18 protein-coding genes are annotated in these 18,976 nt (G+C 70.2%); 3 read left to right on the top strand and 15 right to left on the bottom strand.

Annotation, left to right across the window (positions count from 1 at the left end; translation table 11 throughout):
- Nucleotides 1–5: 5 nt before the first annotated feature.
- The 4 genes from BKK81_RS24190 to BKK81_RS24175 all read right to left on the bottom strand — a co-directional run bounded on the left by BKK81_RS24190 (nucleotide 6) and on the right by BKK81_RS24175 (nucleotide 4,823).
- Nucleotides 6–2,117, bottom strand: a complete 2,112-nt coding sequence (locus tag BKK81_RS24190) for an acetate--CoA ligase family protein (RefSeq protein ID WP_071018358.1) — start codon at nucleotides 2,115–2,117, stop codon at nucleotides 6–8.
- A 119-nt stretch (nucleotides 2,118–2,236) separates the two neighbouring features.
- Nucleotides 2,237–3,004, bottom strand: a complete 768-nt coding sequence (locus BKK81_RS24185; RefSeq protein WP_071022183.1) for an enoyl-CoA hydratase/isomerase family protein — start codon at nucleotides 3,002–3,004, stop codon at nucleotides 2,237–2,239.
- Nucleotides 3,001–3,543 carry a cysteine dioxygenase gene (locus BKK81_RS24180; protein WP_442873417.1) on the bottom strand — a complete coding sequence of 181 codons (543 nt, stop codon included), beginning with the start codon at nucleotides 3,541–3,543 and terminating at the stop codon, nucleotides 3,001–3,003. Before BKK81_RS24180 ends, BKK81_RS24185 begins: the two co-directional genes overlap by 4 nt.
- An 83-nt stretch (nucleotides 3,544–3,626) precedes the next feature.
- Nucleotides 3,627–4,823, bottom strand: a complete 1,197-nt coding sequence (locus tag BKK81_RS24175) for a CaiB/BaiF CoA transferase family protein (RefSeq protein ID WP_071018354.1) — start codon at nucleotides 4,821–4,823, stop codon at nucleotides 3,627–3,629.
- Between the two features lie 161 nt (nucleotides 4,824–4,984).
- Here BKK81_RS24175 and BKK81_RS24170 point away from each other — a divergent pair, with 161 nt between their 5' ends.
- Both BKK81_RS24170 and BKK81_RS24165 read left to right on the top strand, forming a co-directional pair.
- The gene (locus BKK81_RS24170; RefSeq protein ID WP_071018346.1) at nucleotides 4,985–5,782 is read left to right on the top strand and encodes an IclR family transcriptional regulator; all 798 of its coding nucleotides are present in this window, start codon (nucleotides 4,985–4,987) and stop codon (nucleotides 5,780–5,782) included.
- A 179-nt stretch (nucleotides 5,783–5,961) separates the two neighbouring features.
- Nucleotides 5,962–7,389, top strand: coding sequence for an NAD-dependent succinate-semialdehyde dehydrogenase (locus BKK81_RS24165; protein ID WP_071018345.1), 1,428 nt, complete (start codon nucleotides 5,962–5,964; stop codon nucleotides 7,387–7,389).
- 96 nt (nucleotides 7,390–7,485) lie between these two features.
- Here BKK81_RS24165 and BKK81_RS24160 read toward each other — a convergent pair whose 3' ends face one another.
- From BKK81_RS24160 to BKK81_RS24110, 11 genes are all read right to left on the bottom strand, one after another.
- Nucleotides 7,486–9,057, bottom strand: a complete 1,572-nt coding sequence (locus BKK81_RS24160) for a flavin-containing monooxygenase (RefSeq protein ID WP_071018343.1) — start codon at nucleotides 9,055–9,057, stop codon at nucleotides 7,486–7,488.
- On the bottom strand, nucleotides 9,050–9,847 hold the full coding sequence (locus tag BKK81_RS24155; protein ID WP_071018341.1) for an alpha/beta fold hydrolase: 798 nt from the start codon (nucleotides 9,845–9,847) through the stop codon (nucleotides 9,050–9,052). The genes BKK81_RS24160 and BKK81_RS24155 overlap by 8 nt, the downstream gene beginning before the upstream one ends.
- Before the next feature lie 139 nt (nucleotides 9,848–9,986).
- Nucleotides 9,987–10,760 (bottom strand): SDR family oxidoreductase, encoded by a 774-nt coding sequence (locus BKK81_RS24150; RefSeq protein ID WP_071018340.1) that lies wholly within the window; start codon nucleotides 10,758–10,760, stop codon nucleotides 9,987–9,989.
- Nucleotides 10,760–11,536, bottom strand: a complete 777-nt coding sequence (locus BKK81_RS24145) for a TetR/AcrR family transcriptional regulator (RefSeq protein ID WP_071018338.1) — start codon at nucleotides 11,534–11,536, stop codon at nucleotides 10,760–10,762. The genes BKK81_RS24150 and BKK81_RS24145 overlap by 1 nt, the downstream gene beginning before the upstream one ends.
- Nucleotides 11,537–11,685: 149 nt before the next feature.
- Nucleotides 11,686–12,900, bottom strand: a complete 1,215-nt coding sequence (locus BKK81_RS24140) for a DUF2252 family protein (RefSeq protein ID WP_071018337.1) — start codon at nucleotides 12,898–12,900, stop codon at nucleotides 11,686–11,688.
- A gap of 105 nt (nucleotides 12,901–13,005) precedes the next feature.
- Nucleotides 13,006–13,365: a cytochrome C oxidase subunit IV family protein gene (locus BKK81_RS24135; RefSeq protein WP_071018335.1), complete on the bottom strand. Its 360-nt coding sequence runs from the start codon at nucleotides 13,363–13,365 to the stop codon at nucleotides 13,006–13,008.
- Between the two features lie 8 nt (nucleotides 13,366–13,373).
- Complete coding sequence (locus tag BKK81_RS24130) at nucleotides 13,374–14,066, bottom strand: heme-copper oxidase subunit III family protein (RefSeq protein WP_071018333.1); 693 nt, start codon at nucleotides 14,064–14,066, stop codon at nucleotides 13,374–13,376.
- A 54-nt stretch (nucleotides 14,067–14,120) separates the two neighbouring features.
- A complete protein-coding gene (locus tag BKK81_RS24125) occupies nucleotides 14,121–14,753 on the bottom strand; it encodes a cytochrome c oxidase subunit 3 (RefSeq protein ID WP_071018331.1) in 633 nt (210 codons plus the stop codon).
- Nucleotides 14,750–16,501: a cytochrome c oxidase subunit I gene (gene ctaD, locus BKK81_RS24120; RefSeq protein WP_071018329.1), complete on the bottom strand. Its 1,752-nt coding sequence runs from the start codon at nucleotides 16,499–16,501 to the stop codon at nucleotides 14,750–14,752. The genes BKK81_RS24125 and ctaD overlap by 4 nt, the downstream gene beginning before the upstream one ends.
- A 25-nt stretch (nucleotides 16,502–16,526) precedes the next feature.
- Complete coding sequence (locus BKK81_RS24115) at nucleotides 16,527–17,708, bottom strand: cytochrome c oxidase subunit II (protein WP_071018328.1); 1,182 nt, start codon at nucleotides 17,706–17,708, stop codon at nucleotides 16,527–16,529.
- Between the two features lie 223 nt (nucleotides 17,709–17,931).
- A complete protein-coding gene (locus tag BKK81_RS24110; RefSeq protein ID WP_071018326.1) occupies nucleotides 17,932–18,438 on the bottom strand; it encodes a hypothetical protein in 507 nt (168 codons plus the stop codon).
- Between the two features lie 355 nt (nucleotides 18,439–18,793).
- Between BKK81_RS24110 and BKK81_RS24105 the strand changes: the two genes are divergently transcribed.
- On the top strand, nucleotides 18,794–18,976 hold the full coding sequence (locus BKK81_RS24105; RefSeq protein WP_071018324.1) for a hypothetical protein: 183 nt from the start codon (nucleotides 18,794–18,796) through the stop codon (nucleotides 18,974–18,976).

Here is an 18,976-nt window from a genome sequence, read left to right as displayed (position 1 = left end):
CGCGGCTAGCCGATGCGCGCGCGCGCATCCACCGCCACGCAACCCGCGCCAGCGGCGCGCACCTTGAGCGGATTGACCTCGATCTCGAAGTCGCGCTCGCGCAGGGCATGCGCCAGCCAGCCCATGCGGACGATGACGGCGGCGAGCGCCTCCACATCCAGCGCCGGCCGGCCGCGCCACCCCTGCAGCAGCGGCGCCACCCGCAAGCGCGCCAGCGCCGCCAGCGCGCTCTCGCGTGACAGCGGTGCCGGCAGCACGACGATGTCCCGCAGCAGCTCGACCAGGATGCCGCCGCTGCCGATCACCACCTGCGCGCCGAACTGCGCGTCGCGGCGCGCGCCGACCAGCAGTTCCAGCTCCCCTTCTTCCTGCGCCTGCAAGGAGAAGCCGGTGATGGAAGCCTGCGGCGCCAGCGCAGCGATGCGCTCGCGCATGGCCTGCAGCCCGGCGCGCAGCGCCTGCGCGTCGGCCACCCCCAGCAGCACGCCGCCCACCTCCGACTTGTGCACGATCTCGGGCGACACCACCTTGGCCACCAGTGGAAAGCCGATGGCCGCACTGCCGGCCACGGCGGCCTCGGCGTCGGCGAACACCTGGCCACGGTTGACCGGGATGCCGGCACTGCGCAGCAGCGCCTTGGCCGCGGCCTCGTCGAGGGTGCCAGCCAGGCCGGCCGGCAGGACCATGTCCACGCCCGGCTGCGCCACCGATTCCGGCCGCCAGGCGGACCAACGGCACCAGGCCGCGAGCGCCTCCACTGCCTCGCCGAGGCTGTTGGTGAAGGGCACGCCCGCCTCCAGCAGCCGGGCGCGCGCCGCAGCGGCGGCCTTGCCCGGCTGCATCACGAACAGCATCGGCTTGCCGCTGGCCGCGCCACCCTGTGCCAGCCGGGCGGTGGCATCGGCCAGCGCGGGCGCGGTGGTCATCACGAACAGGCCGAGGTCCGCCTGGGCATCATCCAGCGCGAGGGCCGCCGTGCGCTCGCCGACCTCGGCGGCGTCCGCGCCGTCCTCATGGCGGCGCCCGCCGAGGTCGATCGGATTGCCTGCCTGGCCTTCGGAATACAGCGCCGCCAGCGCTTGCTGCGTGGCCTGCCCGAAGCGCGCCAGCGGAATGCCGGCTTCAGAGAGACGGTCCGCGCTGAGCGCGCCGCCGCCGCCCGAGGTGGTGACGATGACGGCGCGCTCGACCTGCCGCGCCGGGTAGCGCGCCATGGCGGCCGCCAGCACCTGCATGGCGGCAGGGTCGTCCATCAGCACCACGTTCTCGCGCCGGCAGACGGCCTCCAGGCTGGCATGGTCGCCCGCCAGGCTGGCCGTGTGCGAGAAGGCCGCACGGCTGCCGTCGGCGGTCTTGCCGGCCTTCACCGCCAGCCAGGGCTTGCCGGCGGCGCGGGCGCGCCGCGCCAGCTCGATGAAGCGCGCGGGCGACTTGATCCCTTCGATGTAGGTGCAGATCACCCGCGTGCGTGGGTCGGCGATCAGGAACTCGACGAAATCGCACAGTTCCAGGTCGGCCTGGTTGCCCACCGAGACACAGTGCGTGAAGCCGATGCCGATGTCGTAGGCGCGATCGAACAGCGTGGCCATCAGCGCGCCGCTCTGGCTGACGAAGCCGATCGGACTCTCGATCAGGGTGTCGACCTCGAGCGCCGGCGACGAGCACAGCACCAACCGGTTGGCCGGACTGATCACGCCCAGGCAGTTCGGCCCGATCAGGCGCATGCCGCGCGCGTTGGCGATCTGCACGATCTCCCGTTCGAGCGCCGCGCCTGCGGCGCCCGCGTCCGAGAACTTCGAGGTGATGATGATGCCGGCCCGCGCGCCGCGTGCGGCACAGGCCGCCACCTGTTCCTTCACCTTGGGCTGCGGCACCGCCATGATCACCATGTCTGGCGCCTCGGGCAACGCGTCGATGCTCGGAAACGTCTTCAGCCCGAAGAGCGTCTCGCGCACCGGGTTGATCGGGTAGACGGTGCCGCCGTATTGGTGCTTGAGCAACATGCGGAACAGCCGTCCGCCGAACTTGCCCTGGTCTTCCGATGCCCCGATCACCGCCACCGAGCGCGGGGAGAGCAAGGCCGCGAGATTGTCGGCCGAGGTCTTTGCTGGGTCCATGCTTTGTCTCCGTCTTGTCGTTCTTCTGGCGCGGGCCGGATCGGCGTCCGGCTTCCGCTGCACTGCATGCCCGGCGTGCCCGGACGGCGCGCTCAAGCGGGGCGCTTCAGCGGGGCACCTCAGCGGCGCGTGGCCGCCCGGTATGCCGCGATGCGGTGTTTCAGTCCCGGGCGCGCGGCGGAGCGCACCAGGTCGGCAAGCTGGCCCGCGCGTGCTGCGGCGCCGGCGCTGCCGCCCAGGGCGGCGGCATGGATCGCGGCCTGCGTCGATGCATCCAGGCGGCACGCCTGCTCCAGCAGCGCCGCCAGGCCGGCCGCGCGCGCGTCGGGCACGACCATGGCGTCCACCAGGCCGGCGCGCAGCGCGTCCTCGCTGCCGATCGCGCCACCGCCGGCGATCCAGCTGCGCGCGCAAGTGGCGCCGACCAGCGCGGCCAGCCGCTCGGTACCCAGCACCAGGCCGAAGCCGGCGCCGGGAAAGGCGAAGCTGCTGCCCGGCGCGGCCCAGCGCCGCGCGCAGGCGGCGACCAGGTCGGCGCCCGCGCCCATGGCGCGCCCCTGGACCAGCGCGACGGAGACGAAGGGCGCGGCATGCACGGCCTGCAGCAGCAGTTCGACGCGCACGAAGCGCGCCAGCAGCGAGTCGTCGCTTTCCTGCTCCAGGTCCTCCAGGTCGAAGCCGGTGCAGAAGTGCTTGCCGGCACCTTCGATGGCCAGCAGGCGCGTGCCGTCCGTGTGGCAGGCCTCGACCGCTGCGGCCAGCGCCGCCACCAGCGCCGCGCTGAGCGCATTGCCGCGCGCCGGCCGGTTCAGTGTCAGGTGCGTCAGCGGGCCTTGCCGGGCGATGCGCAGCAAGGGCTCGGCAGCGGATGCGGGGGCGTGGTTCATGCGGCGGGGCGCGCCCACAGATTGGGCACCATGGCGTTGGAGTAGCCCGACACGAAGGGCTTGGCCTGCCCGCTCTGCGGGTCGTAGACGTGGCGGTCGATGCGGCCGATATTGCCGCCGTACAAGTGGATGCTGACCGAGACGCGATCATCGTAGGCATTGCGCACGCGGTGCACGTCGCCCAGCGTCGGCGATACCGCGGCCACCTCGCCGCGCTCGAGCCTCACCGGCTCGCCGTCCGGCACCATGCGGCCCGCTTCCTGGCGGAAGCGCTGGTCGATCTCGGCGCCGCGCAGCACGCCGATCAGGCCCCACACGGTGTGGTCGTGCACCGGCGTCTGCTGGCCCGGCCCCCACACGAAGCTGACCAGCGAAAAGCGATCGAGCGGATCGCCGTAGAGCAGGTGCTGCTGGTAGTAGAGCGCGTGCGGCCGCGCCAGGCTCTCGGGCAGCCAGTCGTCATGCGACACCAGGTCGCGCAGCGGCGCGGTGAGCGCGGCCAGCAGCGCGGCCTCATTGCCAGCCGCATTGCCACCCATCTCGCTGCCCTCGCGCTGCGCGCGTTCCACCTGCGCGCTGACAGTCGCCACGAAGGCGCGCAAGCGTTCGATCGGATGCTGCATCATGCCTCTCCCGTGATGTCCTGTTGCGCGCCATGGCTGCCACCGGCGTGGCGCGCGCGCACCTCGGCGTTGTGCTCGCCCAGCGCCGGGGGGTCGAGCCGGATCGGCAGGCCCTGGCCGTCGAAGCGCAGCGGCGAGGCGAAGGTGCGCGTGCGATGCCCGCCCGGCAGCGTCAGCGGCCGCACCCAGTCCATGTGGCCGACCTGCGGATCGTCCAGCGCGGCGGCATAGTCGTTGATGCGGGCATGCGGCACGCCGGCAGCGCGGAAGGCGGCGATCCAGTGCTCGACGCCCTGCTCGCCGAAGCGGACCTCCAGCAGGTCCTTGAGCGCCTCCTGGTGCTGCGCGCGCTCGCGCGTGCTGGCGAAGCGCGGGTCGGCGGCCAGCTCCGGCAGGCCGACCACGCGCACCACTTCCAGCCACAGCTTCTGGTTGCCGGCGGCGATGGCGAAGTAGCCGTCGGCGGCGCGGAAAGCCTGGTAGGGCGCATTGCGCGGATGCGCGGAACCCAGCTTGACGGGGCTGCGTCCGTTGCCGAAGTACTCGCTGGTCTGCAGTGCGGCGATGCCCAGCGTGCAGCCGTACATCGGCACGTCGATATGGGCGCCGGCGCCGCCGGCGCGCACGCGCGCCAGCGCGCTGGCGATGGCGAAGGCGGCGTACAGCCCCGAGGCGAAGTCCGCCAGCGGCACGCCGCACTTGACCGGCGCGCCGCCGGGCTCGCCGGTCACGCTCATCACGCCGGCAGCGGCCTGGATGGTGAGATCGAAGCCGCCTTCGCCGGCACGCGGGCCGCTCTGGCCGTAGGCGGACACCGAGCAGTAGACCAGGCCCGGCTTCTCGTCGCGGAAGGCGGCGTAGCCCAGCCCCAGGCGGTCCATCACACCCGGCCGGTTGTTCTCCACCACCACGTCCGCGTCGAGGACCAGGCGGCGCGCCAGTGCCGCATCGGCGGGATCCTTCAGGTTGAGCGCCACCGAATGCTTGTTGCGGTTGAGCGAGGCGAAGTTCTCGGAGAACCCGGCCGACAGCGGCGGCCACTGGCGCAGCGTATCGCCCTCCGGCGGCTCCACCTTGATCACCTCGGCGCCCATGTCGGCCAGCAGCATGCCGCAGAAGGGGCCGGCGGCCACCGTACAGAACTCCACCACCTTGACGCCTGCCAGCGGCAGGTCTTGTTCGCTGAGATCGGGCATTGCAACGTCCGTGGAAATTGGCGGCCGCGGCACCACCGCTGGGCCCGGCCGGATTGCGATCGATTATAGGAACGTTCCAGATTCGGCTACAATCGTTCCACATTTGAGAACGCACCCCTCCTTGTCGGCCGGCACCGCGCGGGCAAGGACGCCCGAACCGCATGAACAACACCCTGATCAAGGGCCTGGGCGTGATCGAGCTGCTGGCGCACAGCGAACGCCCGCTGGGCCTGAGCGAGATCGCCGCCGAGCTCGGCCTGGCCAAGAGCAATGTGCACCGCCTGCTGCAGGCGCTGACGGAGCTGCGCTACGTCATCCGCGCCGGCGACGGCAGCGGCTACAGCGCCTCGATCAAGCTGTGGGAGCTGGGCTCGGCCGTGCTGTCCCGGCTCGACCTGCGCCGCCACGCCGAGATCTGGATGGACCAGCTGATGCACGCCAGCGGCGAGAGCGTGCACCTGTCGGTGCTGGACCGCGGCGAGGTGGTCTACGTGCACAAGATCGACAGCCCCAACCCGGTGCGCGCCTACACGCAGATCGGCGGACGCGCGCTGGCGCACTGCGTGGCGACCGGCAAGGCCATGCTCGCCTTCCTGCCCGAAGCCACGCTGCAGCGCATGGCGGCAGCGCTGGTACCCTCCACGCCCCACAGCATCGTCGAGCCCGCGCGCTTCCTGCGCGAGATGGAGAAGATCCGCAAGCAGGGCTACGCCGTCAATCGCGGCGAATGGCGCGAGACCGTGTCCGGCATCGCCGCGCCGATCACCGACTGCCACGGCCATGTGATCGCCGCGGTCGGGCTGTCGGGTCCGGCCGAGCGCTTCCGTCCCGGCCGTCTCAAACCCTTTGCCGACATGGTGCAGGAGGCGGCCGCCGAGATCACCGCCAGCCTCGGCGGCGGCAGCCACGACGCGCTTGCCCTGGCTACCCGCAGCATGGCGGACCTGCGGCGGCGCTGAGCCCCGCCTGGGGCGCCGGCCTGTCCCGGACATGGCGCGAAAATGCTCCGCAATGTTCCGTACCGCGGAACATTCTCGCGCCATGCGGCACATGCAGAAATCCTGGCAAGGCGCTATGCTTGCGCTTTTCCCCCGCCCCCGGCGGGCGGCGCCCAGCAGACAACCACCAGGAGAATGGCATGTATCAGGATCTCGCTCTCTACATCGATGGGGAATTCGTCAAGGGAGGAGGCCGGCACGAGCAGGACGTGATCAATCCCGCGACGCAGGAAGTGCTGGGCAAGCTGCCCCACGCCAGCAAGGCCGACCTGGACCGCGCGCTTGCCGCCGCGCAGCGCGCCTTCGAAAGCTGGAAGAAGACCTCGCCGCTGGAGCGCTCCAAGATCCTGCGCCGCGTCGGCGAGCTGGCGCGCGAGCGTGCCAAGGACATCGGCCGCAACATCACCATGGACCAGGGCAAGCCGCTGGCCGAGGCGGTGGGCGAGGTGCTGGTGTGCGCCGAGCATGCCGACTGGCATGCCGAGGAATGCCGCCGCATCTACGGCCGCGTGATCCCGCCGCGCCAGCCCAATGTGCGCCAGATCGTGGTGCGCGAGCCGATCGGCGTCTGCGCCGCCTTCACGCCGTGGAACTTCCCCTTCAACCAGGCCATCCGCAAGATCGTCGCCGCCGTCGGCGCCGGCTGCACGCTGATCCTGAAGGGGCCGGAAGACTCGCCCAGCGCGGTGGTGGCGCTGGCCCGGCTGTTCCATGACGCCGGCCTGCCGGCGGGCGTGCTGAACATCGTCTGGGGCGTTCCCAGCGAAGTCTCGACCTACCTGATCGAGTCGCCGATCGTGCGCAAGATCTCCTTCACCGGCTCGGTGCCGGTCGGCAAGCAGCTGGCCGCGCTGGCCGGCGCGCACATGAAGCGCGTCACCATGGAGCTGGGCGGCCATTCGCCGGTGCTGGTGTTCGACGATGCCGACGTCGAACCGGCCGCCGAGATGCTGGCCCGCTTCAAGCTGCGCAACGCCGGCCAGGTGTGCGTGTCGCCGACGCGCTTCTACGTCCAGGAGAAGGCCTACGACAAGTTCCTGGCGCGCTTCACCGAGGTGATCGGCTCGATCAAGGTCGGCAACGGCCTGGAGACCGGCACCGAGATGGGCCCGCTGGCACACGAACGCCGCGTGCTGTCGATGCAGCAGTTCCTCGACGACGCCAGCCACCGCGGCGGCAAGATCGTCGCCGGCGGCTCGCGCATCGGCGACAAGGGCTTCTTCTTCGCCCCCACCGTGGTGACCGACCTGCCCGACGACGCCAAGCTGATGGTCGACGAGCCCTTCGGCCCGGTCGCGCCGGTGACCCGCTTCAAGGACACCGAGGAAGTCCTGCGCCGCGCCAACAGCCTGCCCTACGGCCTGGCCTCCTACGTCTTCACCAATTCGCTGAAGACGGCCACGCAGGTCTCGAACGGCCTCGAGGCCGGCATGGTCAACATCAACCACTTCGGCATGGCGCTGGCCGAGACGCCCTTCGGCGGCATCAAGGACTCCGGCATCGGCAGCGAAGGCGGCCAGGAGACCTTCGATGGCTACCTGGTGACCAAGTTCATCACCCAGGTCTGAAGCCCCCGGCGCGCACGCGGCACCGGCCCGCACGGGCCGGCCGCATCCACGCCGTGCCGACCTCGCGGCGCACCGCCCGGTGCGCCGCGCTCCCCCTCAGCGCGCCGGCGCCCGGCCGCCATAGGCGAACACCGCGTCATCGAGATCGATGGCGGGAAACTCGTCCTTCTCCCCCCAGTAGTCCTGCGTGTGCTGCCATTCGCGCTTGCTGCCGCGCTTGGGCAGCAGGTGCATGCCGCGCATCAGGTAGCCCGGATTGAAGTTATCCGGGTCCACCCAGCTGCCGAGCGCCATCTCGCGGTCCTCGGGCCGCAGCACCGGCACCACGCTGCCGACACCCTTGTCGCGCATATGGCGCAGCAGCCGGCAGACGAAATCGCCGATCAGGTCCGCGCGCAGCGTCCAGCTGGCGCGGAAGTAGCCGAATACCCAGACCAGGTTGGGCACGCCGGTGAACATCATGCCGCGGTAGGTCACGCTGTCGGAGAACACCAGCGGCTTGCCGTCGATGGTGAAGGCGATATCGCCGAGCACGCTGAGGTCGAAGCCGGTCGCGGTGACGATGACGTCGGCCTCCAGCGTGCGGCCCGACTTGAGCTGGACACCCCCTTCGACGAAGCGCTCGATCTCGTCGGTGACCACCGAGGCCTTGCCTTCGCGCACGCTCTGGAACAGGTCGGCGTCCGGAATGTAGGCGATGCGCTGCCGCCAGGGCCGGTAGCGCGGCGTGAAATGAGTGTCGACGTCGAAGTCGGGCCCGAGGCTGGCGCGCACCCCCGCCAGCAGCTCGGCCTTGACCGTTTCCGGTTCCTGCTGCGCGCGCTGCGTGAACACCGCCTGGTCGTGCAGGATCTTGCGCCGCACGATCTCGTGAATCCAGCTCTCGTCGATCTTCAGCTGGCGCAGTTCGTCGGCCAGCACGTTGGCATTGCGTCCGGTGATGAAGTAGGTAGGCGAGCGCTGCAGCATGGTCACGTGCGCGCAGCGTCCGGCCAGCGCCGGCACCAGCGTGGCCGCGGTCGCGCCGGAGCCGATCACGAGCACGCGCTGGTCCGTGCAGTCCAGGTCCTCGGGCCAGTCCTGCGGATGGACGATGCGGCCGCGGAAATCGGCCATGGCCGGCCATTCTGGCGTATAGCCCTGGGCGTGCCGGTAGTAGCCCTGGCACATCCACAGGAAGTTCGCCGTGAAGCGGACCGTCGCGCCGGTATCACTGCGGCTGGCTTCGATGGTCCACAGGCTCTGCTCGCTCGACCATGAGGCCGAACGGATCGCGTGGCGGTAACGGATGTGGCGCGCCAGCCCGTTCTCGGCGATGACTTCGCCCATGTAGGCGAGGATCTCCGCCGCGGTGGCGATCGGGGTGCCGGTCCAGGGCTTGAAGCGGTAGCCGAAGGTGTAGAGGTCGCTGTCGGAGCGCACGCCCGGATAGCGGTGCGTCAGCCAGGTGCCGCCATAGCCCGCCTGCGACTCCAGCACGACGAAGCGCATTTCCGGACACTGGTCGTTCAGGTGGTAGGCAGAGGCGATGCCGGAGATGCCGGCGCCGACGATCAGCACGTCGAAGTGTTCGGCCGCGCCGGCGGCCTCCGGCGCTGGCGCCGCGTTGGTGGCGTTGGTGGCGTTGGTGGCGTTGGTGGCGTTGGCAGTGAATGCAGCTTCAGTCATGACGCTCCTCCAGATGGCGTTCGATGCGTTCCAGCAGGCGCTCGGGCTGTTCCAGCATCACCAGGTGCCCGCAATCGATCTCTTCGTAGCGCGCGCCGGGCACGGCCTGTGCCAACGCGCGGCAATGCGCCGGCGGCACCAGGCGGTCCTGGGCCAGCCCGATCACCAGCGTGGCGGCGCGGACCGCCGGCAGGCAGGCACGGATATCGACGATGGCGTCGAGCGCCGCCTGCCGGTCGCTGCCCGGCGCCAGTCCGGTGGCAAAGCGCGCCAGCACGGTCTCGACCAGCGACGGGTCGCTGGCGGCGAAGAAGCGCTCGGAGACACCATTGAGCAACAGCAGGCGGGCAAGCTGCGTGCGGTCGGTGCGGGCCAGTGCCTGCCACAGGTCGAACTGCACGCGCATGCGCAGGTCGGTCGCGGCCCAGCCGCCCAGCACCACCAGCCGACGCACCTGCCCCGCCAGCCTGGCCGCGGCCGCCGCCGCCACCACGCCGCCCAGCGAGTAGCCGACCAGGTCCAGCGCTTCGCCCTCGGCCAGGGCGGCGACGGCCTCCACCTGCCCGACCAGCCGTTCCAGGGTCAGCGCCGAGCCGTCGTCCACGCTCAGGCCCGAGCCGGCCAGGTCGGGCACCAGGCAGCGCCGCCGTTCGGCGAGGCGCGCCAGGATGGGCGCCCAGCCCGTCTCCGCGCTGGACGATGTGCCATGCACGAGGATGGTGGGCCGGCCGCGGCCGGTGTCGATCAGGCTGGTACGGACGCCTGCCGCGTCCACGGTCAGTCTTTGCATTGCGCCATGTCTCCTGTCTGTTTTCCTGCTTCTGGTGGTGCCGCCGGCAACGTGATGGCGGCGGCGCGGCCGGGACGGCGCTGTCCGCGGCGGGACGGGCACCGCGACGTGCGCCCTGCCGTCCGCCCTGACGCCCGCCCTATTGCGCGGTCAGCCCGCCGTCGACGGTGAACTGCGCGCCGGTGATGTAGCGCGCCTCGTCGGAGGCGAGCAGCAGGAAGGCGCCGACGATGTCGTCCGGCGTGGCGAGGCGGCCGAGCGGCGTGATGCCCTCGATGCGCGCCCGCGCGGCCGCCGCCGCGCCGGCGTCGAGCGCACCGATCGAGCCCAGTACCATCGGCGTCTCGACGAAGCCGGGATGGATGGAGTTGACGCGGACCGGCGGCGAGCACTTGGCGCCGTGCAGGGCCGCCGAGCGCGTCAGCAAGGTCACGCCGCCCTTGGCGGCGCAATAGGCCGCCACCTGGTCGCCGCCCACCAGCCCGTAGATCGACGACACGTTGATGATCGAGCCGCCTCCCTCGCGCATCAGCGGCAGGGCCGCGCGACAGCCGAGAAAAACCCCGGTCAGGTTGACGTCCAGGGTGCGCTGCCAGTCGGCCAGCGAGCAATCGGCAATGGAGCCGCGCAGGGCGATGCCGGCGTTGTTCACCAGCACATCGAGCCGGCCGTGGCGGCGCTCGACCTCCGCCATGGCTTCCTGCCAGGCCGTTTCGCGCGCCACGTCCAGGTGCAGGAACAGGGTGTCGGCACCCGCTGCGGCCAGCGCCTCGCACAGCGCCTGCCCGGCATGCGCGTCGATGTCGGCCAGCACCACCGCGGCCCCCGCCTCGGCGGCCGCGCGGCTGAAGGCAGCGCCGAGCCCGGAGGCCGCGCCGGTGACCATCACGATCTTGTCTTGCAGGCGTGGCATCAGGCCCTCCCTTGTCGGTGACCGCGCTGCGCGGCGGTCGGTGCGTGCTCCTGGGTCCGCGCCTTGTCCTGCGCCTTGTCCTGCGCCCTGCTCCGCGCCGGTTCGGCGCCGGCATCCGGTGGCAGGCCGAGATGACCCAGCACGAGATCGCTGAGCGCGGCGACCATGCGCTCAGGGTCCGACGGCAACGGCGATTGCGGGTTGTAGAGGCTGTTGAAATGCATCGCACGCGCGGCATGCATGGCCAGCATGATGCGGTCGCGCCAGCCGGGGATCGCGGTCACCTCGGGATAGCGCGCCAGCGTATCGATCAGGCGCCCGCTGACTTCGTTGCCGAGGCGGCCGACCGGCTCCCAGGCGGCCGGATCGTCGAGCGCGCGCTTGAGCACCGCGCGCAGCACGCCCTGGCTGCGGCTCTGGATCTTCACCGCCAGGTCCACGCAGGCGACGATCACCGCCGCGGGCGGCTTGTCCTGCATGACCGCGTAGGCCAGCAGCGCATCCGTCTCGGCGCGGATGCGATCGAAGGCGCGCGCGAGCGCGGCCTGGACGAAGCGCTCCTTGTCGCCGAAGCGGAAGTAAAGCGCGCCGATCGAAGCACCCGCGCGCTCGGCCACCAGCGCCATCGAGGTGGCCTCGATGCCGACCGCCTCGATGCAGGCCAGCCCTGCATCGAGCAAGGCGTCTTCGGTGGCCTGGCTGCGCGCCTGCTTCGGCCGGCGGCGTTCGCCCGCTCCGCCCTCCTGGGACGGCACCCGCTCCACGCTTGCCTTCATCTGCGCCGCTCCGGAAATAGAACGATGGTTCCACTTATAAGCGGCAAGCCCGGTTCACGCAAGCGGTGCGTCGCCGGATACCCGGTGCATGGCCGGATGCCGGATGCGGCCCATGGCCGCCACGGCGCCCGCCGGAGCGGGCGCGGGCCTCAGCGGCGCTTGCGCGCCGTGCCCTGGCGGGCACGCCGGTAGTCGTCGGCAAAATCGCGCCACTGCGACAGCGAGACCGAACAGCCGTGGCGCGCCAGCCGCAGCACGGCAGCACGCCAGCGCGTGCCCGCCGCGAACTCCTGCAGTTGCTCGATCGGATCGGCCGACTGGTGCCGGCAGCTGCGCAGGTGCGCCCAGGCAGCGGCATGGGCCATGGTGTCCAGCACCAGGCGCAGCTCTTCGGCGCTGGTGGGACGGCCCAGGTCGACGCGGTCGGCGGTGGGCTGCAGGCTCTTGACCACGTAGGACAAGCCGTTCATCTTCACCGCCGCCAGCAGTGCCGGCGAGGCGGCCTGCATGACCTGCTGCACCTGCACCACGCGCGCGGCCTCGCCTTCCCAGCGTGGCTGCCGGCGCAGGCGCATGCCGCTCCAGGCGGTCGGCGCCGCCAGCTTGACGTCGATCAGGCGCTGCGCCACCGGCGGCATGCCCACCTCGTGCGCCAGCACCACGTAGCGCTCCAGGCCCAGGCTGCCGGTGCCGGCGATGCGGCGCGCGGCATCATCGGCCACCAGGCGGTGCCCGTGCGGCAATTGCGAGTACATGTGCAGGATGGCGGCCGCATGCTTGCGCTGCGCCTTGTCGGCCGCCAGCGCATGGCGCCCGTCGATGCGCAGGCGGCGGCGCTCCTTGCGGAACTCGGTGCGCTGCGCCAGCAGTTCGCCGCGCCGGCGCCGCTTGACGCGGCGCAGCAGCTCGGCCACCAGTCCCTGCGCGGTGGCACGTTCCAGCCAGCGCGGCTTGCCCTGGGCCAGCACCGCCGCATAGCTCGACAGCATCCGTTCGCTGGCGTTGCGCGCATCCTCCTCCGACAGCCCGAGCTGCGAGGCGGCGATCATCAGGCTGGACAGCATGCGTACCACGTCAACCGTCAGCGGCGCCAGCAGGGCATCGTCGAAGTCGTTCAGGTCGAAGTACACCAGGCCGTTGTCGCCCTTGAAGCTGCCGAAGTTCTCCAGGTGCAGGTCACCGCAGACATAAGTGTGCGGGGCATCGAGCAGCGCCTCCTCGTGCTGCACGGAGGCGGCGTAGAGATGATTGCTGCCGCGGAAGAAGGAGAACGGCTCACGGGCCATCGCGTCGAGCTTGCGCGTCAGGCGCTCGGGATCGCGGCCGTGGTTGAAGGTCAGGATGGCCTCGGTGGCGGGATGCATGGCGGGCTGGGCTCCTCGGAGCGATGGCGCGCGGCCCGCCAGCGGGCTCGGCGCCGTACCCGGCAGTAGCGCTGCCGGCCGCGAGCGCCGGCCGTCGCCACCCGCTCAGTGGAGGAACAGCCCGCGCAAGACGAAAGTGTAATCCGCCTCGGTCGCCATCAGGCCGACCAGCAGCAACAGTGCCAGCGGCGGCAGCAGGATGGCGCAGGCCAGCGCCAGCCGCTCCCAGGCCATGTGCATGAACACCGCGACGATCAGGCCGGCCTTGAGCACCATGAACAGCACGATCAGCGTCCAGCGCAGCATGCCGGTGAAATGGAAATAGTCGACGAGATAGGACATCGTCGACAGCACGAACAACAGCCCCCACACCTTCAGGTAGAGGGCGATGGAATGCTGCTGCCCCCCGTGTTGCGACGGCTCGGAAGGCGCCGGCGGCGCAGTGGCGGTGGTCGTCTGTGTCATGGCCGGCCTCACCAGAGATAGAACAGCGCGAAGATGAACACCCACACCAGGTCGACGAAGTGCCAGTAGAGGCCGGCGATCTCGACGATCTGGTAGTTGCCGCTGCGCTCATAGCGGCCGCCCAGCACGCGGCTGGCGACGGTCAGCAGGTAGATCACGCCGCAGGTCACGTGCAGCCCGTGGAAGCCCGTGATCATGAAGAAGCTGGCACCGAACTGCGCGGCTCCCATGCCGTTGCCCCAGGGACGCACGCCCTCGGTGAAGATCAGGTGGCTCCACTCGAAGGCCTGCATGCCGAGGAAGGCCAGACCGAACAGCGCGGTGGCCACCATCAGCGCCGCGCAGCGGCGGCGCTCGCGCCGGTAGGCGAAGTTCACCGCCATCGCCATGGTGCCGCTGCTGCTGATCAGGGTGAACGTCATGATGGCGATCAGCAGCAGCGGAACCTCGGCGCCGCCGATATGCAGCGCGAACACGTGGCTGGGATTGGGCCAGGCCACGGTCGACGCCATGCGCACGGTCATGTAGCCGGTCAGGAAGCAGCCGAAGATGAAGGTATCCGAGACGAGGAAGATCCACATCATGGCCTTGCCCCAGGACACCTGGAAGGCGTGCTGGTCCGAGCGCCAGTCGGCGACCAGGCCGCGCCAGCCGCTCGGTACGTAGGGCGCCCGCTCGGGCGCGGCTGCTTGCGTGACCATCTCTCGCCTCCCGCTGCCGTTTTGCTGCCGTTCCGCTTCGGCTCCGCCGCGGCCTCACGCGCCGCCGCAGAGGAAGCGCACCACCTCGGGCGTGAGCCAGCGCAGCACGACCAGCAGCACCAGCCAGAGCGCCAGCAGGAAGTGCCAATAGCGCGCGCACAGCGCCATGCGCAGCGCGGCGCCGGCATCGCCTCGCCCGCTCCCCCTGCGCAGCGTCACCAGCAGCCACGCGGCCACGCCGCCCAGCACGTGCAGGCCGTGCATGGCGGTCAGCAGGTAGAAGAAGCTGCCGGCGGGATTGCCCGCCACGCTCACCTGCCTGCCTTGCAGGGCATGCCATCCCCATAGCTGCGAAGCGATGAAGAGCACCGCCGCCAGGCCGCCCAGGCACCAGGCGAGGCGCGCCGGGCGCGCGCGCCCGGCGCGCGCCGCCCGCGCCGCGTCTGCCATGGCCAGGCTGCCCGCCGCCAGCAGCGCGGTCGACAGCCAGACCTGCCACGGCAGGCGGATCGCACGCCAGTCCGGCGCGCTCATGCGCATGGTGTAGGCCGCGAGGAAGAGCAGGAACAGCACACTTGCCACCCCGATGAACACGCCGGTGCCGAGCGCCGCTGGCGCGCCATGGCGTCCGGCCGGGCCGTCGCCCGGATCGTCCCGGCCAAGGCGCAGGAAACCGGTCTGGTTCATGCCAGCGCTCCGCGCCCGGCCTCGGCCTGCGGCTCCAGCCCGCCCGCCTCGGGTGGCGCGTTCTGGGCGATGAAATCCTCGCGCGCGCCGGGCACGCTGTAGGCATAAGCCCAGCGATAGACCACCGGCGTCTGCTCGCCCCAGTTGCCGTGCACCGGCGGCGTCTGCGGCGTCTGCCACTCGAGCGAGGCGGCGCGCCACGGGTTGGGGCCGGCCGCCTTGCCATGGCGCAGGCTCCAGGCCAGGTTGAAGAGGAACAGCAGCTGCGCCAGCGCCACGGCGAAGGCCGCCACCGAGATCGCGGTGTTCAGCGAATGGGCAGACTGGGGGATGAAAGCATAGTTGTCGTAAGCGTAGTAGCGGCGCGGCATGCCCAGGATGCCGAGGTAGTGCATCGGGAAGAAGATGGCATAGGTGCCCAGGAAGGTGATCCAGAAGTGCGCGCGCCCGAGCACGTCGTTCAGCAGGCGTCCGGTGACCTTGGGATACCAGTGGTAGAGGCCGCCGAACACCACCAGGATCGGCGATACGCCCATCACCATGTGGAAGTGGGCCACCACGAAGTAGGTGTTCGACAGCGGGATGTCCACGCTCACGTTGCCGAGGAAGAGGCCGGTCAGGCCGCCGATGACGAAGGTGCTGAGGAAGCCGATGGCGAACAGCATCGGCACGCTCAGGTGGATGTCGCCCCGCCACAGCGTCATCACCCAGTTGTAGACCTTGATCGCGGTGGGCACCGCGATGATCAGCGTGGTGGTGGCGAAGAAGAAGCCGAAATAGGGATTCATGCCGCTGACGAACATATGGTGCGCCCACACCGTCACCGACAGCACGCCGATCACCAGGATGGCCCACACCATGGTGCGGTAGCCGAAGATGCTCTTGCGCGCGTGCACGCTGATCAGGTCGGAGACGATGCCGAAGGCCGGCAGCGCCACGATGTAGACCTCGGGGTGGCCGAAGAACCAGAACAGGTGCTGGAACAGCAGCGGGCTGCCGTCCTTGTAGGGCAGCTGCTGGCCGAGCGAGACGATTGCCGGCATGAAGAAGCTGGTGCCGAGCACGCGGTCGAGCAGCATCATCACGCCCGAGACGAACAGCGCCGGGAAGGCGATCAGCGCGAGGATGGTGGCCGTGAAGATGCCCCACACCGACAGCGGCATGCGCATCATCGTCATGCCTTCGGTGCGCGCCTGCAGCACTGTGGTCACATAGTTGAGGCCGCCCATGGTGGCCGCGGCGATGAAGATCACCAGCGACACCAGCATCAGGATGATGCCCCAGTCATGGCCCGGCGTGCCGGGCAGGATGGCCTGCGGCGGATACAGTGTCCAGCCGGCCCCGGTCGGCCCGCCCGGCGCGAAGAAGCTCGCCAGCAGCACCAGCACCGACACCAGGTAGACCCAGTAACTCAACATGTTGAGGAAGGGGAAGACCATGTCGCGCGCGCCGACCATCAGCGGGATCAGGTAATTGCCGAAGCCGCCGAGGAACAGTGCCGTGAGCAGGTAGATCACCATGATCATCCCGTGCATCGTGACGAACTGGTAGTAGCGGTTGGCGTCGATGAACTGGAAGTGGCCGGGAAAGCCGAGCTGCAACCGCATCAGGTTGGACAGCACCACGCCGACCACGCCCACCACGATGGCGGTGAGCGTGTACTGCACGGCGATCACCTTGTGGTCCTGGCTCCAGACATAACGGGTCCAGAAGCTGCCGTGCCCCCCTGCATCGTGCGCGTAGGCCATGTCTTCCTCCTGCCGGTGCGCCGCGTCAGCGCGCCGGCGTTGCCGGGCTGCCCGCCTGCGGCGCGGCCGCGGCGGCGGTGGTCCCATTGGCGCGGATGTAGGCCATCAGCGCCTTGAGTTCGTCCTCGCTCAGCGGGATGGTGGGCATCACCGGGCCGAAGCCCTTCACCAGCCGCGCCTGCGGGGTCAGGATCTCTTCGCGCAGGAAGGCATCGTCGACCCGCGCGCTGCTGCCGTCCGAGAAGGTCTGCACACTGCCGTACAAGCCCTTCCAGCTCGGCCCCACGCCGACGCTGCCATCGACGCTGTGGCAGCCCACGCACCCCTTGCTGAGCGCCAGTGCCTTGCCTTGCGCCGCCAGCATGTCGGTGGCACTGGCACTGGCACCTGCGCCGGCGGCCGGCGCGGCCGGCGCCGGGTGCTGCGTGGCAGCGAAGGTGGGCTGGCGCGCCAGCCAGGCTTCGAAGGCCGCCGGCTCCTCGACCACGACCTGGCCGCGCATGTTGTAGTGGCCGATGCCGCATAGCTGGGCGCACAGGATGTCGAAGCGCCCGACGCGCGTGGGCGTGAACCAGAAGGACGTGACCATCCCGGGCACCAGGTTCATGCGGGCGCGGAAGGGCGGCACGTAGAAATCGTGCAGGACGTCCTTGGAACGCAGCAGCACCTTGACCGGCCGGTTCAGCGGCAGGTGCAGCTCGGGACCGTTGACGATGCGGTTGTCCTGCCCGCGCGGATCGCCGGGATCGATGCCCAGCGGATTGGCCGGCGTGACGAAGCTCGCGTCGGCACGGCCGAGCGCGCCACCCTGGCCCGGGAAGCGATAGCTCCACTGCCATTGCTGGCCGACCACTTCGACTTGCATGGCGTCGCGCGGCGCGCTCACGTACTTCGCGTAGACCACCAGGCCCGGCGCCAGCAGGGCGATGATGCCCACCGAGGTGCCGGCGATCAGCCAGCGCTCGAGGCGGGGGTTCTCGGGTTCGTAAGCCGCACGCTGCCCGCTGCGGTGGCGATAGCGCCAGACCAGGTAGCCGACCAGGAGATTGATGACGATGAAGAAGGCGCCGGTGATGATCAAGGTGATCGTCAGCGTGTCGTCCATCTGCTGCCAGTTGGACGCCAGCGGCGTTGCCCACCAAGGGCTGAAGACATGAAAGAGCACTGTGGCCGCGACCACCGCCACCAGCGCTATCGCAAGCGCCATGTCCGACTCCTGCTCACCATCCGCCCGGACCGGTTGTGCCGAGCCGTATGCAATACAGACTAGTGCATGCGCGCGAGGCACGCCATGCCACACCGTACGGTGCAGGCGCGGCGCGGCCGCGGCTTGGTGCGCTGCGCCACAAGGCAGACGGCGGATACCGCAGGTGCGGCATCCGCCGTCCAGGACCGCCCGGCCACGGCCGGGCGTCTGCGTTGCGCGGGTCTCAGCGCATCGCGCCTTCGCGCCGTTCGAACCACCAGTAGCACAGCGCCGCCGCCATGCCGAACAGCAGATGGCCAACGAAGGTATGCCAGCCGCGCGCGTCGATGAACCAGGTAAAGGCGCGCGTCATCACGTGGAAGTTGAACAGGTACACCAGGGCGCCGAACACAGCGCCGGCCAGCATCGCCATGCCGCTGCTCGAGTCGAGCTGGAAGGGCGCGATGATGGCCGCCAGCACCATGCCGAGTATCGCCCCGAGCACGAAGTGGATGACCAGCGCCGCCGCCACCGTGCCTACGCTGAACAGCGAGGTCTGCAGGACGTCCGGCCCCATCAGGATGGCGGCGATCATGCGCGTGGTGCCCCACGGATTGACGCCGGCCACCATCGAGGACCAGAACAGTTCCACCACGACCAGCAAGGCGCCGGCCACCAGCCCGGCTACCGCCGCCGCAGACCAGTCCGGCATCCTGCGCACATAGTGGTGCGAATGCATGTGAAGTTCCATAGCCACCTCCGCTGCTGCTGTCATGCCATCACGCCCCCAAGGGCGTTGGCGCGGCCGGGTCATGCGCCCGCACCGCTGCTCTCAGCATAGGACATGCCCCGGGGATGCCTGGAGCGTGCCTCGGCACGCTTGCGGGCCATGCATCCGTTCGCGGCGCAGGCGTGATGCAGCGCGCGCAAAGCGGCGCCCGCGCGCCCGGTCGCGGCATGTGCGCGCGATGGAAGCGGTACTTGAGCGGTACTGATGCGGCGGCGGCGGCACCACGACTGCGGGACAACCCCGATGGGGATGACTGGGCGAAGCCGGCACACTGCCTATACTGGATGAAGGAAAGAACGAGAGAGAGGAGACCGCCATGACGCCGCTGCGTTTGTACGATCTTGTCTTCCTGATCCCGATGGCGCTGGTAGGCATCATCGCGATGGGCGCGGTCCCGGTGACCGCGCGCTTCCTGCGCATCAGCTGCCGCGCCGCGGGCGCGCTGCTGGGTGCCGCGGTCGCGATCCTGCTGCTGGAGGCCTTGCCGCTGCTGATCTGA

This window comes from Cupriavidus sp. USMAHM13 (assembly GCF_001854285.1).
In the GTDB taxonomy this organism is placed as follows: domain Bacteria; phylum Pseudomonadota; class Gammaproteobacteria; order Burkholderiales; family Burkholderiaceae; genus Cupriavidus; species Cupriavidus malaysiensis.
The sequence above is the reverse complement of the archived record's forward strand: the minus strand, read 5'-3'. Positions and strand labels throughout refer to the sequence as shown.